The organism is Pseudomonas sp. SZ57 (assembly GCF_009495975.1).
Lineage (GTDB): Bacteria > Pseudomonadota > Gammaproteobacteria > Pseudomonadales > Pseudomonadaceae > Aquipseudomonas > Aquipseudomonas syringae.
This window is the reverse complement of the sequence record NZ_WIBD01000016.1, coordinates 20,821-43,152: the sequence shown is the minus strand read 5'-3', so window position 1 is coordinate 43,152 and position 22,332 is coordinate 20,821. Positions and strand designations below refer to the sequence as shown.

Below are 22,332 nucleotides of genomic sequence, written 5' to 3'. Positions count from 1 at the left end.
ATGGCAGTGAATGTCTTGAGGACGACTCAGCCTTCGTCAGCCTCGTCGTCATCCCCGCCATCGATCTTCATGCCCAGTTCCTTGATCTTGCGGGTCAGGGTATTGCGGCCCCAGCCCAGCAGCACGGCGGCATCGCGGCGGCGGCCGGCGGTGTGCTTGAGGGCGGTTTCGATCATGATCCGCTCGAAGGTCGGCACGGCGCTGTCCAGCAGGCTGGACTGACCGCGAGACAAGGCCTGATCGGCCCACTGGCGCAGCGCCTGTTCCCAGTTGGTGACCGGCGCGGCGTCCTGCGGCAGGCTCAGCAGTTCCGGCGGCAGGTCGCTGATGTGCACTTCACGACCCGACGCCATGACCGTGATCCAGCGGCAGGTGTTTTCCAGCTGACGCACGTTGCCAGGCCACGGCAGATGCTTGAGGTACTCTTCGGTCTCTGCCTTGAGCAACTTGGGCTCGACCGCCAGTTCCTGAGCCGCGCGGCTGAGGAAGTGCTTGGCCAGGGTCGGGATATCTTCGCGACGGTCTGACATGCGCGGAATGTGGATGCGGATCACGTTCAGGCGGTGAAACAAGTCCTCGCGGAACTTGCCGGCCTGCACCAGGGTTTCCAGATTCTGGTGGGTGGCAGCAATGATGCGCACATCGACCTTGACCGGCGTGTGACCGCCGACCCGGTAGAATTCGCCATCCGCCAGGACACGCAACAGACGAGTCTGGGTGTCGGCGGGCATGTCACCGATTTCATCGAGAAACAGCGTGCCGCCGTCGGCCTGTTCGAAGCGCCCACGACGCAGGTTGGCCGCGCCGGTGAAGGCGCCTTTTTCATGCCCGAACAGCTCGGACTCCATCAGGTCCTTGGGGATCGCCGCCATGTTCAGCGCAATGAACGGCGAGGCCGAACGCGGGCTGTGGCGATGCAATGCGTGAGCGACCAGCTCCTTGCCGGTACCCGACTCACCGTTGATCAACACCGTGATGTTGGAGTGACTCAGACGGCCGATGGCGCGAAACACTTCCTGCATCGCTGGCGCTTCGCCAATGATTTCAGGGGTGCGGGTCAGCGTCGGTGCAACATCCAGGCCCTGTTGTTCCTGAGCGTGCTGATTGGCGCGCTTGACCAGCGACACGGCTTCATCGACGTCGAACGGCTTTGGCAGGTACTCGAACGCGCCGCCTTGATAGGACGCCACGGCGCTGTCCAGGTCCGAGTGGGCGGTCATGATGATCACCGGCAGACGTGGATGCTGCTCGCGAATCCGCGCCAGCAGGTCCAGGCCACTGGCACCCGGCATGCGGATGTCGGAAATGATCACGTCCGGTTGCTGACGGGCCAGACGGCTCATCACCCCGTCGGCGCTGTCGAAGCTTTGCGTGGTCATGCCTTCCTGTTGCAAGGCTTTTTCCAGTACCCAGCGGATAGAACGATCGTCGTCTACGATCCAGACAGTTTCACTACGGCTCATGTCGAAGCTGCTCCTTGTTCCAGCGGCAGGAAGATCGAGAACGTGGTGTGGCCGGGATGGCTGTCACACTCGATCAGACCCTGGTGCTGGCTGATGATGTTCTGGGTAATGGCAAGACCTAATCCCGTACCGTCCGGGCGGCCACTGACCATGGGGTAGAAAATGGTTTCCTGAAGCTCGGCCGGAATACCGGGGCCGTTGTCGATGATTTCGATCTTGCTCACCAGTCGATGGCGAACGTGACCGATGGTGAACTGGCGCATGGCGCGGGTACGCAGGGTGATCCGGCCAAGGCGCAATTCGTTCTGGCCGCTGATGGCCTGCATGGCATTGCGCACGATATTGAGCACGGCCTGGATCATTTGCTCGCGGTCGATCAATACGTCGGGGATGCTTGGGTCGTAGTCGCGCACCAAGGTGATGCAGCCCTGGCTTTCGGCCTCGACCAGGCTGCACACGCGCTCGAGCACTTCGTGCACGTTGGTCATCGCCAGCGATGGCAGCTTGTTGGAGCCGAGCATGCGGTCGACCAGGTTACGCAGGCGGTCGGCCTCTTCGATGATGACGTTGGTGTAGTCCTTGAGACTTTCTTCAGGCAGCTCGCGGGCCAGCAGTTGTGCGGCCCCGCGAATGCCGCCCAGCGGATTCTTGATTTCGTGAGCCAGGCCACGCACCAGCATCTTGGTGGTTTCCTGCTTGGACAGCTGGGCCTCTTCCTTGGTGATGCGCAACAGCCGGTCACGCGGGTGTACTTCAAGCAGCAGCAGGGTATCGCCCTTGCTGAGGATAGGCGTCACCGCATAGTCGACCGTCAGGGTCTGACCGGTCAGTGCAGTGAGCATCGCTTCGCGCTTGGTAAAAGGATGAGCCTGTTCGACAGCCTGACGCAGCGAACTCAATGCTTCGGCCGACTCGGTGAACAGCTCGCTGATGAATTGCCCATGGCTGCGCTGCCCGCTGATGGCCAGCAGCATTTCCGCCGCCGGGTTCATGTACTCAAGTCGCAGGTCAGCGTTGAGCAGAATGGTGGCAGTGGTCAGGTTATCCAGTAACAGTCTGTGCAGCGCATCGCTGATAGTCATGAATCGTGTTGACCTCTTTTGGCACATTGCAGTCGCGCAATGCGGGTGCTGGTTGGTCTGCACCAGCAGGAGCAAGGCCACCAATACGGTGCTATGTCAGTGAAGTTGCAAAAAACAAACCAAGGCTCCGAAAAGAAGCGCTTTATCTGCAAAATCGGGCCGTTTTTGTAAAGAGTGCCCGCATACGGCGCTACCCGGTCAGGCTTCCTGAACCAGATTGGGCTGTATTGTTGCGCAGGCAGACATTGAGCGCACCAAAAAGGTGCTGGCGATTTGGCGAGGTCAGAAGAAGGGCAGGATGCTGCTTTTTGGTTCGGGCTTGTCCTTGAGCGGACACTCCGGCCGCACACCGTAGTCATCCTCCTTGCAGGGATGAGTCGCGCGTTTTTGCGCCAGGGAAATGCGCTGTACGTGAAACGGCTGGTTCGGGGTTTTTTCCAGAACACGGCCGAGCTCGTCGAAAATCTCTACCGACAGTTGATGCGTGCCGCGATCCACGTTGCTCAACGGGAATACGGGGCTGCGGCCGGCCTGGCCGACGGCAACGTTATCCAGCATAAGCCGGTAGCTGTGCCCCGCCTGTAACACCGGCTCGCTGGTGACGGTAACGATCAGGTCGCCGCTGGGATTGACCAGGGTGGCGTCCGGTTCGGGCACCAGGATTCTCAGCAACTGGTAATGAAACATCGGTTGTACTGCCGGTTTGGCAGGGTGGGCCTTCAAGGTGCGGGTCGGCGGTGTGCCGGTCATGTTGTTGCTGGGGGCGATGTCGACGCGGGTGGCGTTCTTGCGCGGCTGGTCGGTAAACACCCGATTACCCTGCGCGTCGATATAGGTGTAGACGTCGGCCACTGCGGGCAGCGTCAAGAGCAGCAACAGGCAGGTCAGCAGACCGCGCATCGTGTATCTGCTCATGGCTTGCCGAGGTGTACGCGCTGTACGGTCAGGGTGATGGTTTCGCTCTGCTGAATGATCCGCTCGCCGTCTTTCACGACCACCGCGAAACTGTGTTCACCGCGATCTACGTTGACCACCTGAAAGCGCGGCAGGTTGGAGGGCTGCCCGTACAGGTTGCCGTCCAGCAGCAGTTGCAGGCTGTGAGTCGGTTGCAGGCGTGGCTGGATCTTCACACCGATGATGAACGTGCCATTGTTGGCGCGTAAGGCTTCGTCGGTGGGCAGGTCGGTGAGTTCCAGTACGTCATAGGCCGTTTGCGGCTGCGATTGTGGCGCTGCAGGGGCCGGCTGCGGCGCACTGTTGACGACCGGTCTGGAAGGCGTCTGCGTTTCGATGCTGTTGAGTGGCGGCAGTTCGACCACTTCGGTCTTGGCCCCATTGGGCGGCTGGTTGCTGAACGCGGTGTTACCGTTCGCATCGGTGTACTTATAGATCTGCGCCAGCGCGGGCAGGCTGATCAACAGCAGCAGGCAAATCAGACTTTGACGCATGAGACTCTCGACAGCAGGGCAAGATTGGCCGTCAGCATAGAACACATCGCCCTATGCTGCGCTATCCGCCTGATGTGTCAGCGTTTCGCAGGGCAAAGGTCGGCTGTGGCCAGTACCAGCGCCTGATCGTGAATCGGGTCGGTCTGATAACGCTTCAGCGCCGCATCCAGTTGTATCTGGCAGGTTTCCGCCTTGCGCAGTGGCTGGAAGTCCGCGTAGGCCTGGAGCAACTGGGTTTGCAGGCGATCCAGCTTCGGACGGATGTCATCGACCAGGCTGAGCCTGACCGTGTCGGGCGCCTTACCTGCCGCGTGCCACTGGGCGAGCAGGGCGTTCTGCACCTGTTTGTTGGCTTCGATCTGGGCGCGGAACAGGCGTTGAACGTCATCGGGGTTGAGCTTGAACTCGGCAGCACGGGCCTGGGCGGCGCTGATCACTTGCAGCTCGCGCGGCGGGTCCTCGACGGCCTTGCCGCTGTCCCACTTGCTCAGGGCAACCTGATCGGCGATGGTCAGGCGCTCGCTGATCGCTTGCAGCAGAGGTTCAAGTGCAGAAGGCTTCTGCTCGGCAGTGAAGGCGAAGCAGGTAGACATGAACGTCATTGTCAGCAGGGAAGTGGCCAGAATAAGGCGCATGGCAGTTCCATCTCGGTTCGGTTGGGAGATGCAGAGTTAAGCCCAATTGATCGGTGTGCAGCCAGTGGCGGGTGGTGAAAAAAACTTCACGTCGCGCCGACGCTGCACATGGCGCACTGGTTGCGGCGAGTTTACTGCGACAAGGGCGTTGTTTCTGTCGCCGCGTAGAAGACGATGAGCTCGACCGGCGTGTCGCCAGTCTTGCCGCGATGGACGATATCGACCACTTCCGCCAGTGCGTCGCCTTTTTTCAGGCGAATCTGCCTGTTGCCGTCCCGGGTCTCTATGGTGATTTCTCCGGAGGCCACATAGGCGGCGTTAGGGATCGGATGGCTATGCCATTTCAATGCGGTATTTGCAGGAATGTCGATTTTCAGAAGGGTCAGTTCGGGCTGTCCTTCGGGGTAGGAGCTATAAGGTGTACCGTCCCAGGATGTGTTGCTTTTCAGCAAAACGCGGGACTCGACGGCAGATGGTGTCTGGTGGGCGATGGCGTTGTTGGTCAGTACGAGCAGGGCTGTTGCAATCAGGAGTCTGCGTGTCATGTCAGGAAGGTCCGGCTGGCTGAAATTCGGGCCAGAAGTTTGCCCGGTATTTTTTTGAAAACCCGATATCCCGTTACCGCACAAAAAAATAAAAAACCTGCTCCTGAAACGAAAAGACCTCCCGAAGGAGGTCTCCTGTTACGCCATCAATGCTGGCGTGGCTGGATCAGCAGCTGTAGTACAACTCGTATTCCAGTGGGTGTACGAAGGTACGAACCTTGATTTCTTCTTCGCTTTTCAGCTCGATGTAGGCATCGATGAAGTCGTCGCTGAAGACGCCGCCCTTGGTCAGGAACGCGCGGCCCTTGTCCAGTTCTTCCAGGGCTTCTTTCAGGCTGCCGCAAACTTGTGGGATTTCTTTGGCCTCTTCAGGCGGCAGGTCATACAGGTTTTTGTCAGCTGCGTCGCCAGGGTGGATCTTGTTCTGGATGCCGTCCAGGCCAGCCATCAACAGAGCAGCGAATGCCAGGTACGGGTTGGCTGCCGGATCCGGGAAGCGTGCTTCGATACGACGGCCGCGTGGGCTGTTGACGTAAGGAATACGGATCGATGCGGAGCGGTTACGCGCCGAGTAGGCCAGCATGACCGGAGCCTCGAAACCTGGGACCAGACGCTTGTAGGAGTTGGTCGACGGGTTGGTGAAGCCGTTCAGAGCCTTGCCGTGCTTGATGATGCCGCCGATGAAGTACAGGGCGGTATCGGACAGACCGGCATAGCCTTCGCCTGCGAAGGTGTTCTTGCCATCCTTGGAGATGGACATGTGTACGTGCATACCCGAGCCGTTGTCACCGTACAGTGGCTTGGGCATGAAAGTAGCGGTACGGCCGTAAGCGTCGGCAACGTTGTGTACGCAGTACTTGAGGGTCTGAACTTCGTCAGCCTTCTTGACCAGCGTGTTGAATTTCACGCCGATTTCGTTCTGGCCGGCAGTCGCCACTTCGTGGTGGTGAACTTCAACGGTCTGGCCCATTTCTTCCAGAGCGTTGCACATGGCGGTACGGATTTCGTGGTCGTGGTCGACCGGTGGCAGCGGGAAGTAACCCCCTTTGACGCCCGGACGGTGGCCCTTGTTGCCGCCATCGACGTCGCCGTCGGTCATCCAGGAAGCCTGTTCGGAGAAGATCTTGAACATGGAACCGGAGATGTCGGACTTGAACTTCACTTCGTCGAAGATGAAGAACTCTGGCTCCGGACCTACGAATACGGTGTCGCCGATACCGGTCGACTTCAGGTATTCCTCGGCACGGTGGGCAATGGCGCGCGGGTCGCGGTCGTAGCCTTGCATGGTCGAAGGTTCGATGACGTCGCACACCAGAACCAGGGTCGGCTCTTCGGTGAACGGATCGAGCAGGGCAGTTTCGTCATCCGGCAGGAGAATCATGTCGGACGCTTCGATGCCTTTCCAGCCAGCGATGGAGGAACCGTCGAACATTTTGCCGACTTCGAAGAAGTCGTCTTCCAGTGCATCGCGCGCAGGCATGGTGACGTGCTGCTGCTTGCCCTTGGTGTCTGTGAAGCGCAGATCAATCCATTTAACGTCATGATCTTTGATGAGTTGAACCGACTTCGACATGGTGTCCTCCGGGTGGCTAGAGACCGACTTGATAGAGTTATGGTCCCTTGAATTTGGGTGATGCCGGCGCAGATACTCTGCCAAGGCAACCTGCCTCACAAGGGAGCAATTTGCATGCCAGTGCCCCGTGTTGGGTTTTTTGCCTCAAACGCAGGTTTTCAGGGGGCGAAAACGCACCACACGGGAAAAACACGCACCTTTATGGCGCTGCAATTTGGTGCGCCGACTCTTTTTGGTGCGTCGTTGATTGCGTGTACGATAACTGGTTAAACCTTGAGCAATTTCCGCTATAATCCGCGCCCCCCTTTTTTGGTCGGCACCTCACGCTCCGTTTCCATGAAACTAATCGTTAAAGTTTTCCCAGAAATCACCATTAAAAGCCCGCCGGTGCGCAAGAAGTTCATCCGGCAACTGGGCAAGAACATTCGTACCGTGCTCCGTGAACTGGACGCGGACATTGTCGTGGGTGGCGTATGGGACAACCTTGAGGTCGAAACCCGGCTGACCGACCCCAAAGTGCTGCAGGGCATCAGGGAACGGCTGAGCTGCATGCCGGGCATCGCCAACTTTCTGCAGGTCGCCGAGTACCCGCTGGGCGATCTGGACGACGTGGTTGCCAAGTGCAAACTGCACTACGCCGATCTGTTGCCTGGCAAGATGTTTTCAGTGCGTTGCAAACGCGCCGGTCGACACGACTTCAGCTCCATGGACGTCGAGAAATACGTCGGCAGCAAGCTGCGCATGCAGTGCGGCGCGGCCGGAATCGAGCTGAAAAAGCCCGATCTGGTCGTGCGCATGGAAATTCGCGACCAACGGTTGTTTGTGGTTCATGACCAGCATCAGGGCATGGGCGGTTATCCGCTGGGCGCGCTGGAGCAGACCCTGGTATTGATGTCCGGCGGGTTCGATTCGACCGTTGCGGCCTACCAGATCATGCGCCGCGGCCTGATGGCGCACTTCTGCTTCTTCAATCTGGGCGGACGAGCCCATGAACTGGGCGTGATGGAAGTCGCGCACTTCATCTGGAAGAAGTACGGCAGTTCACAGCGCGTGCTGTTCGTCAGCGTACCGTTCGAGGAAGTTCTCGGAGAAATTCTGCAGAAAGTCGATAACAGTCATATGGGTGTAGTTTTGAAGCGTATGATGTTACGCGCTGCATCCGCCGTGGCTGATCGTCTTGAAATCGATGTGCTGGTCACCGGCGAAGCGATTTCACAGGTTGCCAGCCAGACGCTGCCCAACCTGTCGCTGATTGACGCGGCGACCGACAAGCTGGTCCTGCGGCCGCTGGTTGCCACCCATAAGCAGGACATCGTGGACCTGGCGACTGAAATCGGCACCGCTGATTTTGCCCGGCACATGCCAGAGTATTGCGGGGTGATTTCGGTCAACCCGAAGACCAACGCCAAGCGAAATCGCGTTGAGTACGAAGAAAAACAGTTCGACATGGCGATTCTCGAGCAGGCGCTCGAACGCGCGAAGCTGGTTTCGATCGATCGGGTCATCGACGATCTGAGCCGCAATGTCGATATAGAAGAAGTCAGCCAGGCGCTGGCCGGTCAGGTGATCCTCGACATCCGTCACCCGGATGCCCAGGAAGACCAGCCGCTGCAAGTCCCTGGCGTGGAGATACAGACGTTGCCGTTCTACGCATTGAACAGCCGTTTCAAGGCACTGGATGACACGCGCCAGTACCTGCTGTATTGCGACAAAGGCGTCATGAGTCGCCTGCATGCCCACCATTTGCTCAGTGAGGGACATGCCAATGTGCGCGTATATCGACCGAGCTAAGTGCCCGGGGCTGTTTGCCTGTGGCTTGCGTCACCGGCCCCCCGACACCTGTCGTCATGCCGTTACGGCTTTTGCCGACTCAAAATAGTAATCGCTGTCCTTAACCAGTCAGCAGACCGAATCCTCTGATCGAGATACACAAGTGATCGAAAATCTACGTAACATCGCCATCATTGCTCACGTTGACCATGGTAAGACCACCCTGGTAGACAAACTCCTGCGTCAGTCCGGCACTCTGGAGCGCGGCGAGCTCAACGATGAGCGCGTGATGGACTCCAACGACCAGGAAAAAGAGCGCGGTATTACCATTCTCGCGAAGAACACCGCGATCAACTGGAATGGCTACCACATCAACATCGTGGACACCCCGGGCCACGCCGACTTCGGTGGTGAAGTAGAGCGCGTGATGTCGATGGTCGACTCCGTACTGCTGCTGGTCGATGCCCAGGACGGCCCTATGCCGCAAACCCGTTTCGTGACCAAGAAGGCTTTCGAAGCCGGCCTGCGTCCAATCGTGGTCATCAACAAGGTTGACCGTCCAGGCGCACGTCCGGACTGGGTTCTGGACCAGATCTTCGACCTGTTCGACAACCTGGGTGCCACCGAAGAACAGCTGGACTTCAAAGTCGTCTACGCCTCGGCCCTGAACGGCATTGCCGGTCTGGAACACACCGACATGGCTGAAGACATGACCCCGCTGTACCAGGCGATTGTCGATCACGTCCCTGCGCCAAAGGTTGACCGTGACGGTCCGTTCCAGATGCAGATTTCCGCACTGGACTACAACAGCTTCCTGGGCGTCATCGGTGTTGGCCGTATCGCTCGTGGTCGCGTCAAGCCGAACACTCCGGTGGTTGCCATCGACGTCAACGGCAAGAAGCGTAACGGCCGTATCCTGAAACTGATGGGTCACCACGGTCTGCACCGCATCGACGTTGAAGAAGCAGCTGCCGGCGACATCGTCTGCATCAGCGGCTTCGACCAGCTGTTCATCTCCGACACTCTGTGCGACCCACTGAACGTCGAAGCGATGAAGCCGCTGACCGTTGACGAACCTACCGTTTCGATGACCTTCCAGGTTAACGATTCGCCGTTCTGCGGTAAGGAAGGCAAGTTCGTCACCAGCCGTAACATCAAGGAACGTCTGGACAAGGAACTGCTCTACAACGTTGCCCTGCGCGTTGAAGAAGGCGACACCGCCGACAAGTTCAAGGTCTCCGGCCGTGGTGAGCTGCACCTCTCGGTACTGATCGAAACCATGCGTCGCGAAGGCTTCGAAATGGGTGTTGGTCGTCCTGAAGTGATCATCCGCATGGTTGACGGCGTCAAGCACGAACCGTACGAAAACGTCACCATTGACCTGCCTGAAGAAGCGCAGGGTGCGATCATGGAGCAAATGGGTAACCGTAAAGGCGACCTGACCAACATGGTTCCGGATGGCAAGGGCCGTGTGCGCCTCGAGTACAACATCCCGGCACGTGGCCTGATCGGTTTCCGTAACGAGTTCCTGACCCTGACTTCCGGCGCAGGCATCCTGACCAGCATCTTCGACCGTTACGACGTGATGAAGTCTGGCGACATGTCCGGCCGTCAGAACGGCGTTCTGGTTTCGGTTGCTACCGGCAAGGCGCTGACCTACTCCCTGGAAACACTGCAAGCCCGTGGCAAGCTGTTCCTGGGTCATGGCGAAGACGTGTACGAAGGTCAGATCGTGGGCATCAACAGCCGCGACAACGACCTGGGTGTAAACCCAACCAAAGGCAAGAAGCTCGACAACATGCGTGCTTCCGGTAAAGACGAAACCATCGCTCTGGTTCCGCCTATCCGTTTCACTCTGGAACAAGCGCTGGAATTCGTACAAGAAGACGAACTCTGCGAAGTGACTCCAAAGTCGATCCGCCTGCGTAAGAAAATCCTTGGCGAAAGCGAGCGTACTCGTGCTGCCAAGAAGTCGGGCAACTGAGTAATCAGTTAGTCGGCTAGACACAAAAAACCCGGTCGCGAGACCGGGTTTTTTTATGCCTGCTATTTGTAGCCTATGGCACAGCTCGCCTGGTTTAAGTTACTTCGGACGGCCGCCCACTGGCGCCAGCAGCAACTCGATACGCTGCTTGCGAATCCCGTCGGCAGCCGCTTCGGCCAGGGCCGCGTCGGTGATGATGGTGTCGAACTGCTCGAGCCCGGCGACCTTGTACATGCCGAAGGTGCCGTATTTGGAGCTGGTGGCGATCAGCACGGTTTGCGAGGCGGACTGCATGGCGGCCTGCTTGACCTCGACCTTCAGCGCCGACGGTGTGGTGGTGCCGCGTTGCAGGTCCCACGAGCTGGTGGACATGAAGGCCACATCAGTCGCCAGCTGGCGCAAGGTTGCCGCTGCCAGGCCGCCGACGCTGGAGCGGTTCGGATGATCGAGCAGCCCGCCGGTGTGAATCACATCCACATGCGCAGCATCGGCCAGCGCGTTGACCACGCCGAAATCATTGGTGACCACGGTCATGCCCGACAGCGCGATGATGTGCGGGACGATTTCGAGTGTGCTGGTGCCTGCGTCCAGATAGATCGTCATGTCCGGGTGCAACAACCCCGCTGCGAGCCGCGCCATGCCCTGCTTGTGCGGCAACTCTACCACCGCCTTGGACTGGTGGCTGGGTTCGCTGTGGACCTGGCTGGCGATACGCACGCCGCCGGTGACCGAGTAGGCGCGACCCTCCTGTTCCAGCTGGGCGATGTCGCGGCGGATGGTCATGTGCGAGCAATCGAACATCTCCATCAACTGATGCACGCTGAGCACCTGATGCTTGCGTAACTGACGCAGCATCAGCTCCCGGCGCTGATCAGGGATCATAGGTGTACCGCCGGAAATGGCGATCTCCTCTTCAGTGGACATTCGTACTCCTGTACATCAATGAGCCGCCTCAGGCAGCAGACGGTCCGCGCATCTTAGCCAATCGCTTCGGCAATGGAAGCGGTTGCAGGCTTTTTTGCGCGGTTCGGCTCATCTTTACCGCCGTCGCACGTCAACTCATCCAGTTGCCACCGTCGACGTTATAGGTCTGGGCGACCACGTACTCGCTGTCCGCTGAAGCCAGGAAAATGGCCATGCCGGTCAAATCGTCCGCTGTTCCCATGCGCCCGAAAGGCACTTGCTCGCCTACCAGCTTTTTCTTTTCGCCCAACGGCCGGTTTTCGTGGCGGGCGAACAACGCATCGACGCCGTCCCAGTGTTCGCCATCGACCACACCCGGCGCGATGGCGTTGACATTGATGCCGTGCCTGATGAGGTCCAGCCCGGCCGATTGGGTCAGGCTGATCACCGCAGCCTTGGTCGCGCAATACACCGCCACCAGCGCCTCGCCCCGGCGACCGGCCTGGCTGGCCATGTTGATGATCCTGCCGCCGTGCCCCTGGGCAATCATTTGCTTCGCCGCAGCCTGCAAGGTGAACAGCGTGCCGCCGACATTGATCGAAAACAGCCGCTCGTAGCTGTCGCGGGTGATGTCGACGATCGGCGCCAGGTCGAACAGCGCGGCGTTGTTGATCAGGATATCCAGCTTGCCGGCCTGGGCGACCACTGCGGCGATGGCTTGATCGATGGATGACTGATCCGTGACGTCCATGCGCACCGCATAAGCGTTGGGTCCCAGTTCGGTCGCTGTGGCCTGTGCGCGCTGCAGATCGATATCGGCAATCGCCACGCGCGCACCTTCGTGAATGTAAGCCTGCGCAAACGCCCGCCCGATGCCTCGCGCCGATCCGGTGATCAGTGCGCTTTTACCTTCAAGTCGTTTCATGGGTTCATCGTCCGTTCAATACAGTTGAGGGCTGGCGCTCTACTTCGGGTAACCGGCACGTTTCATCTCGCGCTCGGTCACCGCCTGCGCGGCTGTGAGCGCCTGTTCAGTGGTGGTTTGCCCGGTCACCGCAGCAGAGAACAACTTGCCGACCGAGGTGCCAATGGCCTGAAACTCGGGAATGGTCACGTACTGGATACCAACGTAGGGCACGGGTTTGGCCGACGGGTGCGCCGGATCGGCGTGTTGCATCATCTGCAGCGTGACCTTGGCGAACGGTGCAGCTTTCAGGTAAGCCTCGCTGTAGGTGGAGGTGCGGGTGCCAGGCGGTACGTTGCTGATGCCGTCTATCTCGGCGACCAGCTGGATATACGCCTTGGACGTCGCCCAGGTGATGAACGCCTTGGCCGCATCCTTGTGCTTCGAGGTAGTCGGTATCGCCAGCGACCAGGCGTAGAGCCATGACGAGCCCTTGTCAGTCACTTCAACCGGCGCAGGTGCAAAGCCGACGCTGTCGACGACCTTGCTCTGCGCCTTGTCGGTGGTGAACGAGCCGGCCACGCTGGCATCCACCCACAATGCGCATTTGCCGCTGTTGAACAGCGCGAGGGTTTCGTTGAAACCGTTGCTCGATACGCCCGGCGGGCCATAGTTTTTCAGGGTGTTGACGTAGAAATTCGCAGCCTTGCTCCATTCCGGGCTGGTCAATTGCGGTTTCCATTGCTCATCGAACCAGCGCGCGCCGAATGCGTTGGCCATGGTGCTGAGCAGGGCGATGTTCTCGCCCCAACCGGCCTTGCCGCGCAGGCACATGCCGTACACGCCCTTGGCGGGCTGATGCAGCTTCGCGGCGAATTCGCCCAGCTGCGTCCAGGTCGGGTGTTCGGGCATGCTCAAGCCTGCTTGCTTGAACAAATCGGTGCGGTAATAAGTAATGGTGCTTTCGCCGTAAAAGGGCAGGGCATAGAGCGTGTCCTTGACTGACAAGCCTTGGCGCACCGAGGGAAAGATATCCTCCAGATCGTAGTCCGGCGCAAGATCGGTAATCGGCTCCAGCCACTGTTTGGCGCCCCATAACGGGGTCTCGTAGGTGCCGATGGTCAACACGTCGAACTGGCCGCCCTGCGTGGCGATGTCGGTGGTCAGGCGCTGGCGCAGGACGTTTTCTTCGAGCACTACCCAGTTGAGTTTGATGTCGGGATGCTGCTGCTCAAAGGTTTTCGACAGGCGCTGCATGCGGATCATGTCGCCGTTGTTCACCGTGGCGATTGTCACGGTTTCGGCGGCCTGGACAGTCAGGTTGAAAAGGGCGGCGGACACGCCTGCGGACAGGAAAAGCGTTTTCCGAATGTTCATCGTAGTGCTCTCCACCCCGCGCCTTGTCTGGCGGGAGTCATTGTTTTTGTTGTTGGCCACGGTTGAGTCACCCTGGTGGACGGCTCGATTACAGCAGCCCTCAAGGGGCTGAACAAACGCAGCGCGGATCATCGACTGATACTTTTTTAACCGAGCACGCTCCGGCGGTCCGAAAGCAAAAAAGTATCAGTGCCAGTTTGATCGCGAGCTAGCCTTGGCCAGGCCCGAGGGCGTATGTTCAAGCGTCCACAGCGCATTCATAACGATAAAAAGGGGCATCCCGTGCCTGACAGCCGAGCCGCCTTGCTCGAGCAGCGCCCTGCCGAGCTTGAGGTTATTCTCCCGCAGCCCGACCACTGCTTTCGCTGGTACGAGCATGACTATCCCTACGCACTGGCACGCTGGAACCATCATCCGGAATTCGAAATTCATCTGATCCGCCAGGGCAGCGGCAAGCTGGTGGCCGGTGATTACATCGGTGAGTTCGCAGCAGGGCATGTGGCCCTGATCGGTCCGGATCTGCCGCATGACTGGATTGGCGATCTGGCCCCCGGTGAGCATCTGCCCGGGCGGGACGTGGTGCTGCAGTTCGACGGTGCAGCGTTGCTCGCCTTGCGCGGCACGCTGCCGGAGATGGGCGACTTGCAGCGTCTGTTCGAGCAGGCGCGACGCGGCCTGGAGTTCACCGGTGCGACAGCGGTGCAGGCTGCACGCCTGCTTGAAGAGATCGGCCCGGCTCAGGGTCTGGAGCGGCTGATTCTGTTCCTGCAACTGGTCAACACGTTGATGAAAGCGCCTGCGCAGGAGGTTCGCCTGCTGGCCAGCACCTGGTATGCACCGACCCTGGATGCGCGCAGCTCCGAACGGATCAACAAGGCGTTCGACTATCTGCTGACCGAACTGACCAGCGATATTCGCCTGTCCGTCATCGCGCAGCGACTGGACATGAGCGATCCGGGTTTTTCACGCTTCTTCAAGCGCACCACGGGCCATTGTTTTATCGACCTGATGCGCAAACTGCGGGTCCAGCGGGCTTGCCGGTTGCTGCTGCACAGCGAGATGTCGGTGTCGGACATCTGCTTTGAAGTCGGCTATGCCAACCTGTCCAACTTCAACCGACACTTCCGCGTGGAGATGCAGCAGACGCCCAGTGAATACCGGCGCGCCGCCACATCGGTCTGATCAATGCTCTGCCGGCTCTTTCGCCTGCGGGGCGCGGGTAACGGCATTCACCAGCTTGCCGATGGTCAGGCCCTGCAGAAGGATCGACAGCAACACCACGATGTAGGTAATGCTCAGCAGCAGATCGCGTTCCGGCCCGGTCGGCAGGGCCAGCGCCAGCGCAACCGAGACGCCCCCGCGCAAACCACCCCAAGTGAGGATGCGGACCGTGCCGTGCGGCACCTTGCGCCAGCGACGCAGGAGCAGGATGGCCGGGGCGACGGTGACGAAGCGCGACAGCAGAATCGCCACGGCCAGCAGGCTGGCCGCAATCAGGTGCTGCCACGAGAACGGCAACAGCAACAGCTCCATGCCGATCAGCGCAAACAGCAGCGCGTTGAGCATGTCATCCAGCAATTCCCAGAAACCGTCCATGTAACGACGGGTCATGTCGTTCATCGCCAGATTGCGTCCCAGGTTGCCGATGATCAGGCCGGCCACGACCATCGCGATAGGGCCGGACACATGCAGTTCAGACGCCATCGCCGAGCCGCCGATCACCAGCGCCAGCGTGAGCATGACCTCGATCTGATACTGCTCGATGCTCTTGATCATCAGGTACACGGCGTAACCGATCAGGCCGCCGAACAGCACACCGCCCACCGCTTCGTGGACGAACAGCAGAGCGGTTTCGCCTACTGTCGGCGTTTCGCCCAGCTGCGCGATGCCCAGCAGAACGGTGAACACCACCACCGCGGTGCCGTCGTTGAACAGGCTTTCGCCGACGATCGTAGTCTTCAGCGGTTTCGAGGCGTTGGCCGTACGCAACACACCGAGCACCGCAATCGGGTCAGTGGGCGAGATCAGCGCACCAAACAGCAGGCAGTACAACGGGCTGACGTGCCAGCCGAACAGGGCAAAGATCCAGTAGGCCAGTGCGCCGATCACGGTGGTTGCAATCAGCACCCCGAAAGTCGCCAACAGGCCGATGGGCCAACGGTAGCTCCTCAAGTCGCCCAGGTTGACGTGCAGCGCCCCGGCGAACAGCAGGAAGGACAGCATCCAGTTCATCAGCAGGTCGCCGAAGTCGATCTGGCCGATCAATTGCTGAACGCGATCCTCCAGGCCGGGATAGCCCAGAAAGCTCAGCCCTTGCAGAAGCAACGAAAACATCAGCGCGGTGACCATCACGCCAATGGTGGGCGGCAGGCCGATGAAACGGTAGTTCACGTAGGTCAGCAGCGCAGTGAGGCAGATAAAACCAGCAGCGAGTTCAAGCATCGGTCATTCCAGAATCCGTAAGTGCAGTGTCTCGATCACCGTAACCGAGCCTGTGTTTGATGGAACGGATCTACGTCCAGACACATCTCGACACGCCACAGTGGGGTTTGCGTTGACCACGCAGAGGCGGTGATGTTGCAAAAAATGCCGGAATCACCAAGCGAAGCTGGATTTGAGACGGGAGAGGCAGGGGATTGCAGACGCAAAAAAGTCAGCCCGAACGACGGTCCGGGCTGACGGGGGATGTAACGCTGAGTGGCCTTCCTGGCAGGGTCATAATCATTGGCTGTTTCTGCATCCGCTGAGGACCTGGTACTGAACCGTATTCAGCTTGCCTTTGGAGTCTTCGTACGTCATCAGCTTTGGCATCACGCTACAGGTTTGCAGATCCGGGGATTTGCGGACCAGCTTGGCAATGTCCAGCTTCATGCCGTAGGTGTACTCCTTGATCTCCGGCATCGGCTTGTTATGGAGGGCGGCATACTTCTGCACGCTGGCCTGGTGTTCCTTGATCACCGTAGTGGCTTTGACTTCATCAGAGGTGTAGGCGAAAGCACTGATGGGCGAAAGGATAACCAGAGCAAGTAACAACGATTTGGCTGTGCGCATTTTCTTTTGTCTCCGTTTGAATGTGGCTTAACCCTAACCAATGCGCACTAACCGGAAGGTTGCTGAAACATTACAAATCGGTCATCTCGAAGATGTCAGCTTCCTAACAGTATTGTCATTGTTCGCTCACCTTCCTGTTAGCTCCCCCTCCGTAAGCTTGTTTCATCCCTGACGAGCGCCGAGCGCTGCGCAGGTCCGACATTCAACCGAGAAAGGTAATGATGATGAAACTGGTCAAATCGATGGTCTTCGCCGTAGCTGCCTTGTCCGCCACTGCAGCCTTTGCCGACGACGGTAACGAGTACGCAAGCCCCGCTGCCGACAAGATGCGCCTGGCGCAAGAGATGCGTTTCAAGGAACAGAACAGCAGCAAAGCCGAGCGGTACGTCAATGCCGACGAGAAAGCCGAGGCTGAACGGTCGACCAAGTCCGAAGGCTGATGCCTTTGCTACCCGACCCGCTGCACCCCCATTCGCCCTTTGTAGCAGCTCCCTGCTCCTTTGGTCGGGGCGAATCTTTAAGCGTCCTTCGGGGCGCTTTTTTTATTCCTGGCAGAAACGTCGGCGATAAGCGTTTTTCATGCATCTGCCCGAAGGGCGTAGGAGCGAACTTGTTCGCGAAGAGGCCGGCATGCTCGCTGCAAATGCACCATCTTCGCTAACCAGCGAAACGTCGCCCGGCCTGCTCCTACGGCCTTCGGCGAGAATAAAAACAGACGTATCCGTTCAATGCCTGTTTCACCGTATTGAACTAACGCAGGCGGTACTTCACTTCCTTTCATATTTGTAATCCCGCCGTCACCTCGACGTTATCTTCGCCACTTCAAGATGGTGCCCCGCTGGCAGCTCTCGTACTTATAAAAAGAGCCAGGTCGACACGTTTAAAACAATCTGCCGATCCATCGGAGCATATATGACCCAACTCAGAACATTGTCCCTTGCCCTGTGCTCGACACTGGCAGGTGTAACGCCGATTACCGCACTCGCCGAAGAACAGAAAGACGGCTTCATCGAAGGCAGCACGCTGACGGTGCTCAACCGTAACTTCTACATGAACCGCGACCACCGCAACGGCGAGTCCAGCCCGACCGGCAATGGCTATTCCGAAGCATGGGCGCAGGGCATCATCGGGCGATTCCAGTCAGGTTTCACTCAAGGCACATTCGGCGTCGGCGTCGATGCATTTGCCATGATCGGCATCAAGCTCGACACGGGGGATGGCAGAAACGGTGGGCGCAGCGCGTTCGATGTACTGCCGGTCGATGAGCAAGGCAACGCCCGGGACGAGTACAGCAAAGTCGGCGGCTCGCTGAAGGCCAGGGCTTTCGACACCGTCGTCAACGTGGGCGATGTGTTCCCGTCCACGCCGGTGGTTGCCTTCGGCGACTCCCGCCTGCTGCCGGAGAGCTTCCGCGGCGTTACCGCGGTCAACAACAGCATCAGCGGCCTGACTCTGCAGGGCGGTCGCCTGCACTCCATGAGCCAGCCCGTCTCCAGCAACCTGCGCGACGGTTTCGCCACCTTCTATGGCGGCGCGGTCGACGCACCATGGGTCGCCTACTTCGGCGGCGACTACCAGGCCACCGACGCGCTGAGCCTTGGCCTCTACACCAGCCGACTCAAAGATGTCTGGGATCAGAAATACGCCTCGGCGTCTTATGTGCTGCCACTTTCCGATGACCTCGCACTGACCGGCAGCCTGAACTATTACAACGCAACCGACGAAGGCAAAAAGCTGCTCGGCGAATTCGACAACGACATCTGGAGCGCAAAACTCGCCCTGCAGTACGGCGCACACACCCTGTCGCTTTCGCACCAGCGCAACGAAGGTGATGATGACTTCGACTACCTCAGGCAGTCCGACTCCATCTACCTGGCCAACTCCATCCAGTACAGCGACTTCAACTCACCCAAGGAGCGCTCGTGGATGGTCACCTACAACCTCGACATGTCCACCTTCGGCGTGCCCGGCCTGTCATTCATGACCCGCTACGGCAAAGGCACGGACGCCGACTACTCCAACGCCAACAACACCTACGTGCGCCGCGACGCACAAGGCAACCCGCTGACCGATCAAAAACGCTGGGAGCGCGATATCGAAGCGAAATACATCGTGCAGACCGGATCACTGAAAGACCTGTCACTGCGCGTGCGCCAGGCAACGACCCGGGCTACGGCGTTTGAATCGGATCTGGATGAGGTGAGGGTGATTGTGGAGTATCCGTTGAGTGTGCTTTGACCGCATATCACATTCTCGACAGCATCCGTAGAAGCGTCCTTCGGGGCGCTTTTCTTTTTATTGGGGGCTTTGATCCGCAAGCACAACCTTGTTGAAGTGCTCCACCAACTCTCCGCAATCCTCTTCCGTTCCAGCATCGTCCATAGTGTCAACCAGGGCTTTGAATTCGTGCTCTGTGTAGTCGGCAAGAGCGCTTTTAAATTCCATTACTCACAATATGACGTCTTGGTGTAACAGCTCGAAGATTGTCGGCATCGTACACGGCACCACCGTTTTTAATTAGTTCTACGTGGTGCAGTTCGAATGCGATGCGCTTTCCTGCGTGCTCGCTTTTCGGTGCTGCCGGGGGGCCAAGCCTTTTTGCCATGCCATGCCATGCCGGACAGGTTAGGTGAGCTGAATTGCTGACTTAACTCCGAGTCATTAGCTAGCGAGATCCAAAATACCTTCCTGAACGCACCAAAACTGCTGAAGCTTTTGCCGCGCAACTGATCGTCAATACGAGTCGCAATCGGGAACCGGATCGAGCTGGCTGTGCTCAAGGTCCGTGGCCATGCCTTGTGGTGATCAGGCCGCGAAATGACACCACGGCGACTACAAGCGATTTGAGCGTGATAAAAAACCGGGGCTCTTACGGGCGCTGGTTTTTTTCTTTGGGTGATAGACCAGTCGGTTTTGCCGGGTATCCGCGCACTAGGTGCAATGCACAAGCGAGGATCCAGGAGGCGTCTAATGCCTTGCGGGCAGGTCAAGGCATGACCTCAGGCATCTTTGAAGCCGGGCAGGCCATTGGCTGCACTCCATTCTTTAATCGTTTGGGTGATGCCTTCGGCTGAATTATCAGCTCCTTCCTCCGGGTAAAAAACCAAGTCAGACCCACCAGCCTCTAAGGCAATGAGATTCAGGTGAGCAATTAAATCGTCCTGAAACGCCTCGTCACCGTCACAGTTTTTAATGGTCTGAATTATCTGCCTGAACTCAGATTCGGTGTAGTCAGAAAGCGCGTTTTTCAGCTCCATTAATGTGCATCCCTATGAATATCTACGTGGTTTTTAGGCGTGTTTACACGGAGATTATCCACATCGTAAACAGCACCGCCATCTGCAATTGTGTCTAGGTGATGAAGCTCAAAAGATATCCGTTTTCCGAGCTGATCTTTCATCCGGGTCGTTGGTGATAATCCCTTCGAAAGCCTCTTAATATTATCCGGATTAAACTGACTGCTTAACTCCGGATCTGTCGCCACAGCTTTCCAGAACGCCTTCCTGAACGCGTCGAAACTGGCAAAGCTTTTCCCCCGGAGCTGGTCAGCAATACGAGTTGGAATTGCTGCACCAAGCCCAGCCCCTGCACCGGCTAACCAAATCAACGTTACGCCGCCACCAAAATCGGCCACTTGCTGCGAGCCTTGCGCCTTGAACTGCACGACCGGAATCATTTCCCAATCGCGACGTTTCTGAGTGGTGGTGCCTACCTAATGCCTTTCAGGGGCCTCATGCGTCTTTAAACCCCGGCAAACCATTGGCCGCACGCCAAGCCTTAACCGTCTGGGTAATGCCCTCGGCGGAATCATCCGCGCCGTCTTCGGGATAGTAAATCAGATCGGTTCCAGCTGGATGATCAGCAATCTCGCAAAACTGGTCTAGAAGGTCTGCCATCACCTCATCAGAAGCACCACTGCTGTTAGCTACCAGTATATCCTGTATGAAATTAGCGAATTGAGCTTCCGTATAATCAAAAATGGTTTTTTTCATTGATTTACCTACCTGTGAATATAAATGTGATTTTTGGGCGTATTGACGCGCAGGTTATCTACGTCGTACACCTTGCCGCCTTCAGATACTAATTCAACGTGATGTAACTCAAACACTTTTCTCTTGCCAACGGCATCTGCATAGCGGACGGTTGGAGCAAACCCATCTCGCATACGATCTATATTTCTCTGAATAAATCGACTGTTTAGCTCGGAATCACTCGCTACGGCCTTCCAAAATGCCTCCCGGAACGCGTCGAAACTGGCAAAGCTTTTCCCCCGGAGCTGGTCAGCAATACGAGTTGGAATTGCTGCACCAAGCCCAGCCCCTGCACCGGCTAACCAAATCCCCGAAACGTCCTGCCCCTGCCCTGTCACGGTGCCCGGATCGAGGCGCACGTTCATCACGATGTAGAGCGGTTTTATGCCCGAGTCAGCCGGAAAAACAAGGATAAAATCCTTGTAGTCAGGCGGATGAGTCGGGTTGACGATCATGTTATCCGCTTGCTCGGTCGGCGGATAAATCCAGATTTGCGGGGCTTGCGGTGCGACTTCCAGTGCTGGAATTCCCAACGTATCGGCGGGGGTTGCGGCAGGCGTCCAAATCAACGTAACGCCGTCACCAAAATCGGCCACCTGCTGCGAGCCTTGCGCCTTGAACTGCACGACCGGAATCATTTCCCAATCGCGGCGCTTCTGAGTGTTGTAACCATAACCTTTCAGAGTGCCATCAGCTTGTTGCTCGATATGCAACCGAACACGTGTGCGGCCTTCCTTGAGCGACTTAAGCTGTTCTTCGGTGTAAAGACTGCTATCACCGAGGCTTGATGGCCAGAGCAGTGCAACCACACCGGCCAAGGCACCGGCTGCAACACCTGCCGTGACTACGCCTGCTCCAGTCCCCGCGCCAGTTGCAGCAGTCCCTGTACCCGCAGCAACAGCCGCTCCAGTGGTGCAGAGATCGCTGCAGGAAAGACTCGCAGTAGTCGCTGCACCGCGCAATAAAAGTGTTCCGAGCGCTGTCGGCAACGCGCTTCCACTGATCTTTTTGAGGTGGATCTTCCCGTCCGCATCTGTTTCACGGCCGCCGAGAATTGATAGATCGCCGTAGTTGGCTACCTTCTCAGCAGGAATAAACCCTGCTGGTTTCTCATGGTCGATCACGCCGTCTGGAAGATCGCAGCTCTTTGCAAACACACAGCCCACGGTGTTGGGCTTGGCGTCTTCCTTCGCTTGATGGACTTTGTATTCGGCCCAGCGCTGGGCATGAATATCGACAGGCTCCACACCGCTGTTGCTTTTACTTGCATTGGGCAAAGCTGGTCTTGGAACATAACCACTCATGCAGCTTCCTTGTTCTTTTTTGACTTTACTGACGATCTTGTCTTGCTCAAGCAACTGTTGCTTGAGGCACTCAATCGTCAGCAGGTAAATGCTGAGGCTCTAAATATCACCGTTCAGTGCTGCAGCGTCTATCTGGGTCATTCGCCAGCAAGTGTGCTGCGTTTCTGGAAATGGAGTAAGACTTTGGCTACAGACATTGCCGACTGCGCTGGGCCAGTTGACGGTAACATCAGCTGGATCAGCGCAATTTTTACTTAAAAAC

Annotated in this window: 24 protein-coding genes and 1 pseudogene; 6 read left to right on the top strand and 19 right to left on the bottom strand. The window is 58.0% G+C overall.

The window, feature by feature from the left end; all coding sequences use genetic code 11:
* Positions 1-26: 26 nt before the first annotated feature.
* The 7 genes from ntrC to glnA all read right to left on the bottom strand — a co-directional run bounded on the left by ntrC (position 27) and on the right by glnA (position 6,746).
* Positions 27-1,463, bottom strand: a complete 1,437-nt coding sequence (gene ntrC, locus GE543_RS15615; RefSeq protein WP_003413458.1) for a nitrogen regulation protein NR(I) — start codon at positions 1,461-1,463, stop codon at positions 27-29.
* On the bottom strand, positions 1,460-2,545 hold the full coding sequence (gene glnL / locus GE543_RS15610) for a nitrogen regulation protein NR(II) (RefSeq protein WP_002555720.1): 1,086 nt from the start codon (positions 2,543-2,545) through the stop codon (positions 1,460-1,462). Before glnL ends, ntrC begins: the two co-directional genes overlap by 4 nt.
* A gap of 282 nt (positions 2,546-2,827) precedes the next feature.
* The gene (locus GE543_RS15600) at positions 2,828-3,445 is read right to left on the bottom strand and encodes a DUF4124 domain-containing protein (RefSeq protein ID WP_003316392.1); all 618 of its coding nucleotides are present in this window, start codon (positions 3,443-3,445) and stop codon (positions 2,828-2,830) included.
* 11 nt (positions 3,446-3,456) lie between these two features.
* On the bottom strand, positions 3,457-3,993 hold the full coding sequence (locus GE543_RS15595) for a DUF4124 domain-containing protein (protein ID WP_003413452.1): 537 nt from the start codon (positions 3,991-3,993) through the stop codon (positions 3,457-3,459).
* Between the two features lie 77 nt (positions 3,994-4,070).
* Positions 4,071-4,628, bottom strand: coding sequence for a chorismate mutase (locus GE543_RS15590; protein ID WP_046235500.1), 558 nt, complete (start codon positions 4,626-4,628; stop codon positions 4,071-4,073).
* A 131-nt stretch (positions 4,629-4,759) separates the two neighbouring features.
* The gene (locus GE543_RS15585; protein WP_046270141.1) at positions 4,760-5,173 is read right to left on the bottom strand and encodes a cupin domain-containing protein; all 414 of its coding nucleotides are present in this window, start codon (positions 5,171-5,173) and stop codon (positions 4,760-4,762) included.
* 166 nt (positions 5,174-5,339) lie between these two features.
* The gene (glnA, locus tag GE543_RS15580; RefSeq protein WP_003343817.1) at positions 5,340-6,746 is read right to left on the bottom strand and encodes a glutamate--ammonia ligase; all 1,407 of its coding nucleotides are present in this window, start codon (positions 6,744-6,746) and stop codon (positions 5,340-5,342) included.
* 336 nt (positions 6,747-7,082) lie between these two features.
* On the opposite strand from glnA, the gene thiI reads away from it, so the two are divergent.
* Positions 7,083-8,537, top strand: coding sequence for a tRNA uracil 4-sulfurtransferase ThiI (gene thiI / locus GE543_RS15575; RefSeq protein ID WP_003426934.1), 1,455 nt, complete (start codon positions 7,083-7,085; stop codon positions 8,535-8,537).
* Positions 8,538-8,679: 142 nt separating this feature from the next.
* Positions 8,680-10,500, top strand: coding sequence for a translational GTPase TypA (typA, locus tag GE543_RS15570; protein ID WP_003316380.1), 1,821 nt, complete (start codon positions 8,680-8,682; stop codon positions 10,498-10,500).
* A gap of 99 nt (positions 10,501-10,599) precedes the next feature.
* Here typA and GE543_RS15565 read toward each other — a convergent pair whose 3' ends face one another.
* The 3 genes from GE543_RS15565 to GE543_RS15555 form a co-directional block, all read right to left on the bottom strand.
* Entirely contained in the window at positions 10,600-11,424 is an 825-nt protein-coding gene (locus GE543_RS15565) for a DeoR/GlpR family DNA-binding transcription regulator (RefSeq protein ID WP_103363209.1), read from the bottom strand.
* 130 nt (positions 11,425-11,554) lie between these two features.
* Positions 11,555-12,328 carry an L-iditol 2-dehydrogenase gene (locus GE543_RS15560; protein WP_103694738.1) on the bottom strand — a complete coding sequence of 258 codons (774 nt, stop codon included), beginning with the start codon at positions 12,326-12,328 and terminating at the stop codon, positions 11,555-11,557.
* Between the two features lie 39 nt (positions 12,329-12,367).
* On the bottom strand, positions 12,368-13,684 hold the full coding sequence (locus tag GE543_RS15555) for a sugar ABC transporter substrate-binding protein (RefSeq protein WP_153221816.1): 1,317 nt from the start codon (positions 13,682-13,684) through the stop codon (positions 12,368-12,370).
* Positions 13,685-13,966: 282 nt separating this feature from the next.
* Here GE543_RS15555 and GE543_RS15550 point away from each other — a divergent pair, with 282 nt between their 5' ends.
* On the top strand, positions 13,967-14,866 hold the full coding sequence (locus GE543_RS15550; protein WP_065088158.1) for an AraC family transcriptional regulator: 900 nt from the start codon (positions 13,967-13,969) through the stop codon (positions 14,864-14,866).
* On the opposite strand, the gene GE543_RS15545 is transcribed toward GE543_RS15550, so the two are convergent.
* Together GE543_RS15545 and GE543_RS15540 are read right to left on the bottom strand one after the other, a co-directional pair.
* On the bottom strand, positions 14,867-16,126 hold the full coding sequence (locus GE543_RS15545; protein WP_153221815.1) for a sodium:proton antiporter: 1,260 nt from the start codon (positions 16,124-16,126) through the stop codon (positions 14,867-14,869). It lies immediately after the preceding gene.
* A 279-nt stretch (positions 16,127-16,405) separates the two neighbouring features.
* Positions 16,406-16,735, bottom strand: coding sequence for a DUF2790 domain-containing protein (locus tag GE543_RS15540; protein WP_003413437.1), 330 nt, complete (start codon positions 16,733-16,735; stop codon positions 16,406-16,408).
* Positions 16,736-16,953: 218 nt separating this feature from the next.
* Between GE543_RS15540 and GE543_RS27140 the strand changes: the two genes are divergently transcribed.
* Positions 16,954-17,175, top strand: coding sequence for a hypothetical protein (locus tag GE543_RS27140; RefSeq protein ID WP_003343801.1), 222 nt, complete (start codon positions 16,954-16,956; stop codon positions 17,173-17,175).
* A gap of 472 nt (positions 17,176-17,647) precedes the next feature.
* Positions 17,648-18,973, top strand: a complete 1,326-nt coding sequence (locus tag GE543_RS15530; protein WP_153221814.1) for an OprD family porin — start codon at positions 17,648-17,650, stop codon at positions 18,971-18,973.
* Between the two features lie 57 nt (positions 18,974-19,030).
* On the opposite strand, the gene GE543_RS15525 is transcribed toward GE543_RS15530, so the two are convergent.
* The 7 genes and pseudogenes from GE543_RS15525 to GE543_RS15505 all read right to left on the bottom strand — a co-directional run bounded on the left by GE543_RS15525 (position 19,031) and on the right by GE543_RS15505 (position 22,070).
* Positions 19,031-19,180: a bacteriocin immunity protein gene (locus GE543_RS15525; protein ID WP_153221813.1), complete on the bottom strand. Its 150-nt coding sequence runs from the start codon at positions 19,178-19,180 to the stop codon at positions 19,031-19,033.
* The gene (locus tag GE543_RS27960) at positions 19,170-19,340 is read right to left on the bottom strand and encodes a hypothetical protein (protein WP_371927175.1); all 171 of its coding nucleotides are present in this window, start codon (positions 19,338-19,340) and stop codon (positions 19,170-19,172) included. Before GE543_RS27960 ends, GE543_RS15525 begins: the two co-directional genes overlap by 11 nt.
* Before the next feature lies 1 nt (position 19,341).
* Positions 19,342-19,515: pseudogene (locus GE543_RS27955) on the bottom strand (hypothetical protein); the annotation flags it as partial.
* A 219-nt stretch (positions 19,516-19,734) separates the two neighbouring features.
* Positions 19,735-19,992, bottom strand: a complete 258-nt coding sequence (locus GE543_RS15520) for a bacteriocin immunity protein (protein ID WP_024652177.1) — start codon at positions 19,990-19,992, stop codon at positions 19,735-19,737.
* Positions 19,992-20,411 carry a hypothetical protein gene (locus tag GE543_RS15515; protein ID WP_153221812.1) on the bottom strand — a complete coding sequence of 140 codons (420 nt, stop codon included), beginning with the start codon at positions 20,409-20,411 and terminating at the stop codon, positions 19,992-19,994. The genes GE543_RS15520 and GE543_RS15515 overlap by 1 nt, the downstream gene beginning before the upstream one ends.
* 55 nt (positions 20,412-20,466) lie before the next feature.
* Complete coding sequence (locus tag GE543_RS15510; protein ID WP_046270138.1) at positions 20,467-20,727, bottom strand: bacteriocin immunity protein; 261 nt, start codon at positions 20,725-20,727, stop codon at positions 20,467-20,469.
* An 8-nt stretch (positions 20,728-20,735) separates the two neighbouring features.
* Positions 20,736-22,070, bottom strand: a complete 1,335-nt coding sequence (locus GE543_RS15505; protein ID WP_153221811.1) for an S-type pyocin domain-containing protein — start codon at positions 22,068-22,070, stop codon at positions 20,736-20,738.
* A 9-nt stretch (positions 22,071-22,079) separates the two neighbouring features.
* On the opposite strand from GE543_RS15505, the gene GE543_RS15500 reads away from it, so the two are divergent.
* Complete coding sequence (locus tag GE543_RS15500) at positions 22,080-22,328, top strand: hypothetical protein (RefSeq protein ID WP_153221810.1); 249 nt, start codon at positions 22,080-22,082, stop codon at positions 22,326-22,328.
* Positions 22,329-22,332 lie beyond the last annotated feature (4 nt).

What these genes read in the sequence shown, in the direction of transcription:
- ntrC (WP_003413458.1), bottom strand. Translation starts at nt 1,463, where the DNA reads ATGAGCCGTAGTGAAACTGTCTGGATCGTAGACGACGATCGTTCTATC.
- glnL (WP_002555720.1), bottom strand. Translation starts at nt 2,545, where the DNA reads ATGACTATCAGCGATGCGCTGCACAGACTGTTACTGGATAACCTGACC.
- GE543_RS15600 (WP_003316392.1), bottom strand. Translation starts at nt 3,445, where the DNA reads ATGCGCGGTCTGCTGACCTGCCTGTTGCTGCTCTTGACGCTGCCCGCA.
- GE543_RS15595 (WP_003413452.1), bottom strand. Translation starts at nt 3,993, where the DNA reads ATGCGTCAAAGTCTGATTTGCCTGCTGCTGTTGATCAGCCTGCCCGCG.
- GE543_RS15590 (WP_046235500.1), bottom strand. Translation starts at nt 4,628, where the DNA reads ATGCGCCTTATTCTGGCCACTTCCCTGCTGACAATGACGTTCATGTCT.
- GE543_RS15585 (WP_046270141.1), bottom strand. Translation starts at nt 5,173, where the DNA reads ATGACACGCAGACTCCTGATTGCAACAGCCCTGCTCGTACTGACCAAC.
- glnA (WP_003343817.1), bottom strand. Translation starts at nt 6,746, where the DNA reads ATGTCGAAGTCGGTTCAACTCATCAAAGATCATGACGTTAAATGGATT.
- thiI (WP_003426934.1), top strand. Translation starts at nt 7,083, where the DNA reads ATGAAACTAATCGTTAAAGTTTTCCCAGAAATCACCATTAAAAGCCCG.
- GE543_RS15565 (WP_103363209.1), bottom strand. Translation starts at nt 11,424, where the DNA reads ATGTCCACTGAAGAGGAGATCGCCATTTCCGGCGGTACACCTATGATC.
- GE543_RS15560 (WP_103694738.1), bottom strand. Translation starts at nt 12,328, where the DNA reads ATGAAACGACTTGAAGGTAAAAGCGCACTGATCACCGGATCGGCGCGA.
- GE543_RS15555 (WP_153221816.1), bottom strand. Translation starts at nt 13,684, where the DNA reads ATGAACATTCGGAAAACGCTTTTCCTGTCCGCAGGCGTGTCCGCCGCC.
- GE543_RS15545 (WP_153221815.1), bottom strand. Translation starts at nt 16,126, where the DNA reads ATGCTTGAACTCGCTGCTGGTTTTATCTGCCTCACTGCGCTGCTGACC.
- GE543_RS15540 (WP_003413437.1), bottom strand. Translation starts at nt 16,735, where the DNA reads ATGCGCACAGCCAAATCGTTGTTACTTGCTCTGGTTATCCTTTCGCCC.
- GE543_RS27140 (WP_003343801.1), top strand. Translation starts at nt 16,954, where the DNA reads ATGATGATGAAACTGGTCAAATCGATGGTCTTCGCCGTAGCTGCCTTG.
- GE543_RS15530 (WP_153221814.1), top strand. Translation starts at nt 17,648, where the DNA reads ATGACCCAACTCAGAACATTGTCCCTTGCCCTGTGCTCGACACTGGCA.
- GE543_RS15525 (WP_153221813.1), bottom strand. Translation starts at nt 19,180, where the DNA reads ATGGAATTTAAAAGCGCTCTTGCCGACTACACAGAGCACGAATTCAAA.
- GE543_RS27960 (WP_371927175.1), bottom strand. Translation starts at nt 19,340, where the DNA reads ATGGCAAAAAGGCTTGGCCCCCCGGCAGCACCGAAAAGCGAGCACGCA.
- GE543_RS15520 (WP_024652177.1), bottom strand. Translation starts at nt 19,992, where the DNA reads ATGGAGCTGAAAAACGCGCTTTCTGACTACACCGAATCTGAGTTCAGG.
- GE543_RS15515 (WP_153221812.1), bottom strand. Translation starts at nt 20,411, where the DNA reads ATGATTCCGGTCGTGCAGTTCAAGGCGCAAGGCTCGCAGCAAGTGGCC.
- GE543_RS15510 (WP_046270138.1), bottom strand. Translation starts at nt 20,727, where the DNA reads ATGAAAAAAACCATTTTTGATTATACGGAAGCTCAATTCGCTAATTTC.
- GE543_RS15505 (WP_153221811.1), bottom strand. Translation starts at nt 22,070, where the DNA reads ATGAGTGGTTATGTTCCAAGACCAGCTTTGCCCAATGCAAGTAAAAGC.